We start from the raw sequence: 8,940 nt of genomic DNA on the forward strand, positions 1-8,940 counted from the left end.
AGCCGCCCGGGTCGAGGCCGCGGGCCTCGACCCGTGGCGGCTCGGTGGCGAGCTCTGGGCCGCCGACAGCCGTCCGGTCCGGGCCGGGCGGCTCCAAGGGCTGTGCTTCTCCGGGCCCAACCTCATCCCCCTCCGCGGCAACGCCCCCGCGTTGCGCTCCTTCGCCGACCGCGCACTGAGAAGGCAACGCACCTGCTCCTCGCTCGTCGGCCCGGCCGAACAGGTCCTCGGCCTCTGGGACGAGCTCGAAGGCGAGTGGGGCCCGGCCCGCGAGGTCCGCGACGACCAGCCGCTGATGGCCCTCGACGCCACCCCGCTCGTCGCCGCCGATCCGCTGGTGCGGCCCGTCCGGCCGGACGAACTCGAGCGGTACCTGCCCGCGGCCGTCTCGATGTTCATCGAGGAGGTCGGCGTCGACCCGCGCAGCGGCGACGGCGGGGCCAGCTACCGCGCCCGGGTCACCGAGCTGATCGGGGCCGGCCGCGCGTTCGCCCGCTTCGAGGACGGCGAGGTCGTCTTCAAGGCCGAGATCGGCGCCATGTCGGCCACCGTCGGGCAGATCCAGGGCGTCTGGGTCCACCCCGACCGCCGCGGCGACGGGCTCGGCACCGCCGGCACCGCCGCCGTCGTGAACCGGCTCGTCCGCGGCCTCGGCCGCACCGCCAGTCTCTACGTCAACGCCTTCAACACCCCCGCCCTCGCGGCCTACCGCAAGATCGGCTTCCAGCAGGTCGGCCAGTACGCGACGGTGCTGTTCTAACCACTCTTCCGTGGCGGTGTTGCAAAGCCGCCGCAACGCTCTGACCAGGCATCATCCCGCCATGAGTGCACGTCGAAACCGTGCTCTCGCGGTGCTGCTGCTCGTCGCCGCGACCACGGCCGGGTGCTCGGGCGACAGCCCCGAGGACGCCCTCTCCGCCTTCCTGGACGCCTTCGCGTCCGGGGACGTCGCCGCGGCGGCCGCGAACACCGACTCACCCGATGCCGCGAAGACCGTGCTGAGCCAGGTCCGCGGGGTGCTCGACCCCGAGGCCCTCGACGTCGAGGACGAAGAGGTGAAACAGCCGGACGGCGACGTCGTGACCGCCGGCTACCGGCTCACCTGGCACCTCCCGCACGGCCGGACCTGGTCCTACCGCGCCGACGCCCAGCTGCGGGCGGCCGAGAGCGGCTGGCAGGTGCACTGGCAGCCGACGGTCGTGCACCCCCAGCTCGCCGTCGGCCAGACCCTCGGCATGCTGCCGCAGCTGCCCGAGACGGCGCCGGTCCTCGACCGCGACGGCGTGGCGCTGATGCGCCCGCAGACCGTGATCGGCGTGGTCGTCGACCCGCAGAAGGCCGGCGACGCGAATGCCGTCGCCGGGACGCTCGCCAAGGCGCTGCACCGGTACGAGCCGTCGGTCACCGGCCGGTCCGTGCTGGACGGGATGAACAAGACCAAACCCGGTGACGCCTACCCGGTGATCACCCTGCGCGCCGGCGACTACCAGCGGGTCAAGCCGGCGATCTACGACCTGCCCGGCGTCCGCTTCGCCAGCCAGGAGCGGCTGCTGCCGGTGACCCGCGGGTCCGGGCAGCAGGTCCTGCCGGGCATCCGCGCGCTGGTCGAGCAGCAGCTGGCCGGGGCGGCGGGCTGGCGGATCGTCACCCGCGACGTCACCGGCGGCGAGGCCGCCGAGCTGCAGGCCGAGCCACCGCGGCCCGCGCCCGCCGTCACCAGCACGCTGAGCGCGAAGCTCCAGGCCGCCGCCGAGAAGGCCCTCGAAACCGAGCCGTACTCCGCCGCGCTGGTCGCGATCCAGCCCTCGAGCGGGGACATCCTGGCCGTGGCGCAGAACGACGCCGCCGACGAGGAAGGCTCGCTGGCCCTGTCCGGGCGCTACCCGCCGGGGTCGACGTTCAAGATCGTCACGGCGGCGGCCGCGCTGTCGGCGGGGGAGGTCGAGGCGGGCAGCCCGGTCGACTGCCCGGGGACGACGACGATCGACAACCGCGTCGTGCCGAACGAAGGCCGGTTCGACCTGGGCCGGGTGCCGCTGAAGACGGCGTTCGCGCGGTCCTGCAACACGACCTTCGCCCGGCTCGCCGCCGGCCTCGACCGGTCGGCGCTCACCGACACCGCCCGGTCCTTCGGCCTCGGCGCCGACTTCGTGGTGCCGGGCCTGACCACGGTCACCGGGGACGTCCCGGCCAGCGACCGCGCCGTCCAGCGGGCGGAAAACGGCTTCGGCCAGGGCACGGTCCTGACCAGCCCGTTCGGCATGGCGCTGGTCGCGGCCACCGTGCAGGCCGGGAAGGTGCCGTCACCGTCGATCGTCAGGGGCCTGCCCGCGGAGACGAAGAACGTCGGCGACCCGCCGGCGCAGGAGGTCCTCGACGCGCTGCGCGGGATGATGCGGGAGGTCGTCACCAACGGCACCGCGACCGGGCTGCGGGACATCCCCGACGTCGCGGGCAAGACCGGTACCGCCCAGTTCGGGGACGGCTCCCGCTCGCACGGCTGGTTCGTCGGTTACCGCGGCGACCTGGCGTTCGCCGTGCTCCTCACCGACGCCGGGTCGTCCAAACCGGCGGTGCAGGCCGCACACCGGTTCCTGGCGGGGATCGGCTGAGCGGGCCGTCGTAAGGTGGAGGCATGTCCGTTCGTGCCCCGCTCGTTCCCGGCGTCCAGACGCCGCGTCGTGACGTCCCCAGTTCCATCGCCCGTCCCGAGTACGTGGACAAGCCGGCGCCGAAGCGGGACACCGGCAACGGCGTGCGCACGCCCGAGGTGATCGAAGCGATGCGGGTCGCTAGCCGCATCGCGGCCCAGGCGCTGGAGGAGGGCGGCAAGGCCGTCAAGCCGGGCGCCACCACGGACGACATCGACAAGGTGGTGCACGAGTTCCTGCTCGACCACCACGCCTACCCCTCGACGCTGGGCTACCGCCGCTTCCCGAAGTCGTGCTGCACCTCGCTCAACGAGGTGATCTGCCACGGCATCCCGGACTCGACGGTGATCGAGGACGGCGACATCTGCAACATCGACGTGACGGCCTACATCGGCGGCGTCCACGGCGACACGAACGCGACCTTCCTGGCCGGCGAGGTCTCCGAGGAGGCCCGCCTGCTGGTGGAGCGCACCCGCGAGGCGACGCTGCGGGCGATCAAGGCGGTCCGGCCGGGCCGCCAGCTCAACGTCATCGGCCGGGTGATCGAGTCCTACGCCAAGCGCTTCGGCTACGGCGTGGTCCGCGACTTCACCGGCCACGGCGTCGGCCCCGCGTTCCACACGCCGCCGACGGTTCTGCACTACGAAGAGCCCTCCGTCGACACGATCATCGAGGAGGGCATGACCTTCACGATCGAGCCGATGATCACGCTGGGCACCATCGACTACGACATCTGGTCCGACGACTGGACCGTCACCACGAAGGACAAGAAGTGGACGGCCCAGTTCGAGCACACCCTCGTGGTGACGGCCGACGGCAGCGAGATCCTCACGCTGCCCTGAGTCGTCAGTGGCTGGTCGCCTTCTTGTAGCAGCGCACCGAAAGCGGCACGAAGATCACCAGCAGGAGCGCGATCCACAGCGCCGAGGCGAGCACGGCGTGCTGCATCGGCCAGGCGTCGTGCACCGGCATGGCCGGGCTCGTGTTGCCGAACAGCTCCCGTGACGCCTGCGTGATCGCCGAGACCGGGTTCCAGTCCGCGATCACCCGCAGCGGTGTGGGCAGGCGGCCGCTGTCGACGAACGTGTTGGCCAGGAACGTCAGCGGGAAGATCGCCACGCTGGAGACGTTGTTGAACACCTCGGGCTTGCGCACGGCCAGGCCCAGGGTGCCCATCACCCACGACAGCGCGTAGGCGAAGGCGAGCAGCAGGAGCACCCCGCCCAGCGCCTCGAACACGCTGGTGTGGATGCGCCAGCCGACCAGCAGGCCGACGAGGCCCATGATCAGCAGGCTCGTCACGTTCAGGATGAGGTCCGCCGTGGTGCGGCCGATCAGCACCGCGGCCGGGGACATCGGCAGCGAGCGGAAGCGGTCGATGATGCCCTTCTGCAGGTCGTCGGTCAGCCCGTAGCCGGTGACGATGCTGCCCATCGCCACCGCGAGGACGAAGATCCCCGGCAGCATGAACTCGCGGTACGACATGCCGGGGATGTCGATCACGCTGCCGAACACGTAGCCGAAGAGCAGCACGAACATCACCGGCATGAACACGATGGACCCGAGCAGGTCCAGCGACCGGACGATCTTGATCGAGTTGCGCTTGGCGACGGTCACGCCGTCGGTGACGGCCATCTGCACCGCGTTCATCACACGGCCTCCTTCGCGAGTTCGGCGGGCTCGGCCGTTTCGCGGCCGGTGAGGGTGAGGAAGACGTCGTCGAGGGTGGGGCGGCGGACGCCGACGTCGCGGACGTCGACGCCTTCCGCGGCGAGCAGCGCGAGAGCTTCGGTAAGCGCTTTCGCGCCGTGGGTCACGGGCACGGTGAGCCGGAACGCCTCGGCCTGCGGCTCGCCGCTGGCCAGCCGGGCCAGCGCCCGCCGGGCCACGAGGACGTCGTCGTGCGTGCCGACGGTCAGCTCGATCCGCTCGCCGCCGACGAGGTCCTTGAGCTCGTCGGCCGTGCCGCGGGCGATCACGCGCCCGTGGTCGATGACGGCGATGCTGTCGGCCAGCCGGTCGGCCTCTTCGAGGTACTGCGTGGTCAGCAGCAGCGTGGTGCCGCCGGCGACCAGCTCGGTGATGACGTCCCACAGCTCGGTGCGGGCCCGCGGGTCGAGCCCGGTCGTGGGCTCGTCGAGGAACAGCACCGGCGGGTTGGCCACGAGCGCGCCGGCCAGGTCGAGCCGGCGCCGCATGCCGCCGGAGTAGCCCTTCACCGGCCGGTCGGCGGCGTCCTCCAGGCTGAACCGGGCGAGCAGCTCCCGGCCGCGGGCCTTGGCCCGCTTGGTGCCCAGGTGGTACAGCCGCCCGACCATCTCGAGGTTTTCGGCCCCGGTCAGTTCCTGGTCGACGGCGGCGTACTGCCCCGAAGCGCCGATGTGCGAGCGCAGCTCGTGCGCGTCCTTGACGACGTCGAACCCGGCGACCGTCGCGCGGCCCGCGTCCGGCTTCTGCAGCGTCGTGAGGATCTGGACGGTGGTGGTCTTGCCCGCGCCGTTCGGCCCGAGCACTCCCAGCACCGTGCCCTCGGGCACTCGCAGCGACATCCCGTCTAGCGCGGTGACCTTTCCGTACTTCTTGACCAGTCCTTCGGCCACGATGGCGTCTGGCATCGATTTCCCCTTGTCGTTGCGGAGTCTTCAGGCGCGTCGGATGACGATGTCGCCGGTGTAGGTGTGGGCCTTGACCTCGACGGTCTCGGTGGTGCCGCCCGGCCCGTCGGACGGCGTGAGCGTGTTGCGCACGGAGCCGGTCAGCGAGTTCAGCTCGAGCCACGCGGCACTGCCTTCGCGGATGCCGACCTCGATCTCGCCGACGGCCGTCTCGAGGACGACCCGGTCGCGGACGACCTCGCCGAGCCGGATGTCGCCGGCGGCGGTCTTGGCGTTGACGCCGGCGTGGGCGACGTCGACCAGGATGTCGCCGTTGGCCGTGCTGACGCGCAGGTCGCCGGTCACCTCGCCGACCCGGGTCTCGCCGTTGGAGTTCTTCAGCACCGCGGTGCCGTCGATCTCGCGGATCCGCAGCTCGCCGGAGCCGGTGCCGACCTCGGCGTGCCCGGTGGCCCGGTCGACGAAGACGTCACCGGTCGCGGTGTTCGCTTCGAGCCGCGAGGTCTCGTCGAGGTGGATGTTGCCCACGGACGTCTTGACCCGGCTGTCGCCGAGGCGGCCGGTGACGTGGAAGTCGCCCATCGCGGACGTCGCCTTGAGGCGTGAGCCGGCCGGCAGCTCGACCGTGACGTGCAGCGCGCCGCCCTTGCCCCACAGTTTGGTGGTGTACTTCGGGCCCTTGACCAGCAGCTCGCCGTCGGCGAACTCGACGCGGGTCTTGGCGGCGGCCTTGACGTCCTCGGTGTCGCCGGGGTCGGCCGGCTGGACCTCGACGGTGGTTTCGGTGCGGTCGCCGGCGACGATCCGGACGTCGGCCATGCTGACGTCGAGCGTGGCCGTGATCGGCTCGGGGGTGGCGAAAACTGGCATGGCTGCGCCCTCCTGGGGTGCGGTGAGAGTGTTTTGGCTGGTCAGAGCAGGCGGGTCAGCGGACCCAGCCGGTGTACTTCTCGCCGTAGACGGACCGGCGGTGCGTGGTCCGGCTCGCGTCCGCGCCGAGCGCGTTGTTCGCGGCCCGGACGAGCCAGGCGTTGATGGAGAGCCGGTCGCGGCTCGCGGCCTCCTCGACCCGCTGCTTCAGCTGGTCGGGGAGCCGCAGGTTGATCCGGGAGACGGCGCCGTCGTCGGCCTCGGGCGGCGGCGGGGCCTCCGCCGGAGCCGGTTCGGGTTCCGCGGGCACGGAAACCGCGAACTCCGCTTCGCGGCGGCGAAGGCGTACTTCGACGGAGCCGGGGGCGAGGTCGCGGGTGATCTCGTCGGCCGCGGCCGACAGCGCGTCGAGCAAGGTGAGCCGGATGGCGGACTCCAGCGGGGAGGCCAGCCGCTCGGCCAGGGCGACAGCGTCCTCGCCGGCCGCCTCGGCGGCGACCGCGAACTCGCGGCGGAGGCTGTCCACGAAGGGCGTCAGGTCCATGGCACAAATATGGCACCACGGTGGTGCCACGACAACCCTGAAATGGCACCCTTAGGGGTCGTCGCTGAGTGAAACCGCAGGTCAGGCGTTCTCGATGCGCTCCAGGAGCTCGTCGAGGAACCCGCAGGCCTCGGCGGCCGCGCGGTCCGGATCCCGGTCGGCGATGGCCTGCGCGAGGCCTTCGTGGCCGATCTCCGGCGCGTGGTCCACGCCCGGCGTGATCCTGGAGGTCGTCGCGATGCTGGCCGCGATGACCTCGGTCAGCCCGCGGTAGAGCTCGGTCAGCAGCCGGTTGTGCCCGGCGGCGACCACGGCGCAGTGGAACTCGGCGTCCGTGCGGGCGAAGTCCTGCCAGCGGCCCGCCCGCAGATCGGTCTCGCGGCGGGCGAGCAGGGCGCGCAGCTCCGCGACCTCGTCTTCGGTGCGCCCGATGGCCGCGAGCCGGGCGCCTTCGACCTCCAACGTGCGCCGGACCTGCAGGACTTCCCGCAGTTCCGAGCCGCAGAGCCGGCGGATCGCGCCGGACACCTCGCTGGTGGCGCGCACGTAGGTGCCGTCGCCCTGCCGGACCTCCAGCAGCCCGGTGTGCGCGAGCGCGCGCACGGCTTCGCGGACGGTGTTGCGTCCGACGCCGAGCTGCTCGACGAGCTCGGCCTCGGTCGGGATGCGTTCGCCGATCGGCCATTCGCCCTGCGTGACCGCGGTCCGCAGCTGCTCGATGACCTGGTCGACGAGGCCTGCTCGGCGCGTGGTGGCCAGAGGCACAGGATTATCCCTTCATCCAATCATCCTACGTATGCGATAGTAGCGCCATGCCCGTCGAACACCGTGAACCCGAACTGGACGGCGCCGCCGAAGTCCGGACGCCGGGCGTGGTCGCCGCCGGAGCGCTGCTCGCGGTCGCGGTGGTGCTCACCGCGCTCAACCTGCGCCCGGCCATCACCGGCGTCGGGCCGATGCTCGCCGAAATGCGCCTGGACCTGGGCACTTCCGCCGTCTGGGCCGGCGTGCTCACGACGTTGCCGACGCTCTGCTTCGCCGGCGCCGGGCTGGCCGCGCCGCTGCTCGCGCGCCGGGCCGGGATCGGGGCCGCCATCGCCATCGCGCTGGCCGCCCTCGCCGCCGGGCTCGTGCTGCGCGTGCTCGACGGGCCGGCCGTGGTGCTCGGCGGGACGCTCGTCGCCACCGCCGGGATCGCCCTGATCAACGTGCTCATCCCGGTCGTCATCAAGGACTCCTTCCCGGCTCGCATCGGCGTCCTGACCGGCGTCTACACCGCCGCGTTGCAGGGCGGAGGTGCCCTCGGGTCGGCGGTGACCCCGCGGCTGGGCGACACGCTCGGCGGCTGGCGCCCGGCGCTGGGCGGCTGGGCGGTGCTCGCCGTCGTCGCGCTGCTGGCCTGGATCTTCGCAGCCCGCGGCACCGGCCGGACACCGCGGCCCGCCGAAGGCGCCGAGGGGGGCCGGTCGCTGCTGCGCAACCGGCTGGCCTGGATCGTCACCGGCTTCTTCGGCCTGCAGGCGTTCTACGCCTACGCGGCGATGGGCTGGTTCCCGCAGGTGCTGATGGACGCGGGCGTGCCGCGCGACGACGCCGGGCTGCTGTTCGGCCTGGTTTCGCTGATCGCCGTGCCGATCAGCCTCGTCGTCGCGCCGATGGCGGCCCGGCAGCGCGGGCAGAGCCCGTGGATCGTCGGGCTGGGCGGGTTCGGGGTCGCCGGGACCATCGGGCTGATGCTCGCGCCGTCGTGGTCGCCGCTGCTCTGGAGCATCCTCGTCGGGCTCGGCATGAGCACGTTCTCCCTGGCCTTGACCGTAATCGCGCTGCGCGCCCGTACCGGCGCGGACACCGCCCGGCTGTCCGGGATGGCGCAGGGTTTCGGCTACCTGTTCGCCGCGCTCGGGCCGTTCCTGTTCGGCCTGCTGCACGACCTCGCGGGCGGCTGGACCGTGCCGCTGGCCATGCTGCTCGGTGTGCTCGGCGTCCAGCTGGCCTTCGGCGCTCTCGCCGGCCGTCACCGGTTCGTCTGATTCTTAACTGTTAACGCGCTTCGCCGGGGTCGCGGCGGCTTAAGCTCACCGGGTGGCCGTGCCGTCCCCGGACCTCGGGACGTTGCTGCGCGAGGGCCCGTTCGACGCGGCCCTGCGCGCGGCCATCCGCGCCCGCGGGCTGAGCCTCGACCGGCTTCGCGAGCACCTGCGCACCCGCGGTGTCTCGGTCACGACGGCGACGCTGAGCTACTGGCAGTCCGGCCGCAGCC

The 8,940-nt window shown here is 72.3% G+C and carries 9 protein-coding genes and 1 pseudogene; 5 read left to right on the plus strand and 5 right to left on the minus strand.

The window, feature by feature from the left end:
- The 3 genes from CCN39_RS28770 to map form a co-directional block, all read left to right on the plus strand.
- Window positions 1–760 (plus strand): GNAT family N-acetyltransferase (locus CCN39_RS28770; RefSeq protein ID WP_086847186.1); only part of this gene is annotated, 760 nt, incomplete at its 5' end.
- 61 nt (window positions 761–821) lie between these two features.
- On the plus strand, window positions 822–2,612 hold the full coding sequence (locus tag CCN39_RS28775; RefSeq protein ID WP_208630419.1) for a penicillin-binding transpeptidase domain-containing protein: 1,791 nt from the start codon (window positions 822–824) through the stop codon (window positions 2,610–2,612).
- A 23-nt stretch (window positions 2,613–2,635) separates the two neighbouring features.
- Window positions 2,636–3,493: a type I methionyl aminopeptidase gene (map, locus tag CCN39_RS28780; RefSeq protein ID WP_086847192.1), complete on the plus strand. Its 858-nt coding sequence runs from the start codon at window positions 2,636–2,638 to the stop codon at window positions 3,491–3,493.
- Between the two features lie 4 nt (window positions 3,494–3,497).
- Here map and CCN39_RS28785 read toward each other — a convergent pair whose 3' ends face one another.
- The 5 genes from CCN39_RS28785 to CCN39_RS28805 form a co-directional block, all read right to left on the minus strand.
- Window positions 3,498–4,301: an ABC transporter permease gene (locus tag CCN39_RS28785; RefSeq protein WP_167455206.1), complete on the minus strand. Its 804-nt coding sequence runs from the start codon at window positions 4,299–4,301 to the stop codon at window positions 3,498–3,500.
- Entirely contained in the window at window positions 4,301–5,266 is a 966-nt protein-coding gene (locus CCN39_RS28790) for an ATP-binding cassette domain-containing protein (protein WP_086847196.1), read from the minus strand. Before CCN39_RS28790 ends, CCN39_RS28785 begins: the two co-directional genes overlap by 1 nt.
- A gap of 27 nt (window positions 5,267–5,293) precedes the next feature.
- A complete protein-coding gene (locus tag CCN39_RS28795; RefSeq protein ID WP_086847198.1) occupies window positions 5,294–6,136 on the minus strand; it encodes a DUF4097 family beta strand repeat-containing protein in 843 nt (280 codons plus the stop codon).
- A gap of 55 nt (window positions 6,137–6,191) precedes the next feature.
- Window positions 6,192–6,680, minus strand: coding sequence for a hypothetical protein (locus CCN39_RS28800; RefSeq protein ID WP_086847200.1), 489 nt, complete (start codon window positions 6,678–6,680; stop codon window positions 6,192–6,194).
- Between the two features lie 81 nt (window positions 6,681–6,761).
- On the minus strand, window positions 6,762–7,445 hold the full coding sequence (locus CCN39_RS28805) for a FadR/GntR family transcriptional regulator (RefSeq protein WP_086847202.1): 684 nt from the start codon (window positions 7,443–7,445) through the stop codon (window positions 6,762–6,764).
- 47 nt (window positions 7,446–7,492) lie between these two features.
- On the opposite strand from CCN39_RS28805, the gene CCN39_RS28810 reads away from it, so the two are divergent.
- Together CCN39_RS28810 and CCN39_RS51960 are read left to right on the plus strand one after the other, a co-directional pair.
- Entirely contained in the window at window positions 7,493–8,710 is a 1,218-nt protein-coding gene (locus tag CCN39_RS28810; RefSeq protein ID WP_086847204.1) for a CynX/NimT family MFS transporter, read from the plus strand.
- 52 nt (window positions 8,711–8,762) lie between these two features.
- A pseudogene (locus CCN39_RS51960) lies at window positions 8,763–8,940 on the plus strand (XRE family transcriptional regulator); the annotation flags it as partial.

This window comes from Amycolatopsis kentuckyensis, from assembly GCF_002155975.1.
GTDB classification, from domain to species: Bacteria; Actinomycetota; Actinomycetes; order Mycobacteriales; family Pseudonocardiaceae; genus Amycolatopsis; species Amycolatopsis kentuckyensis.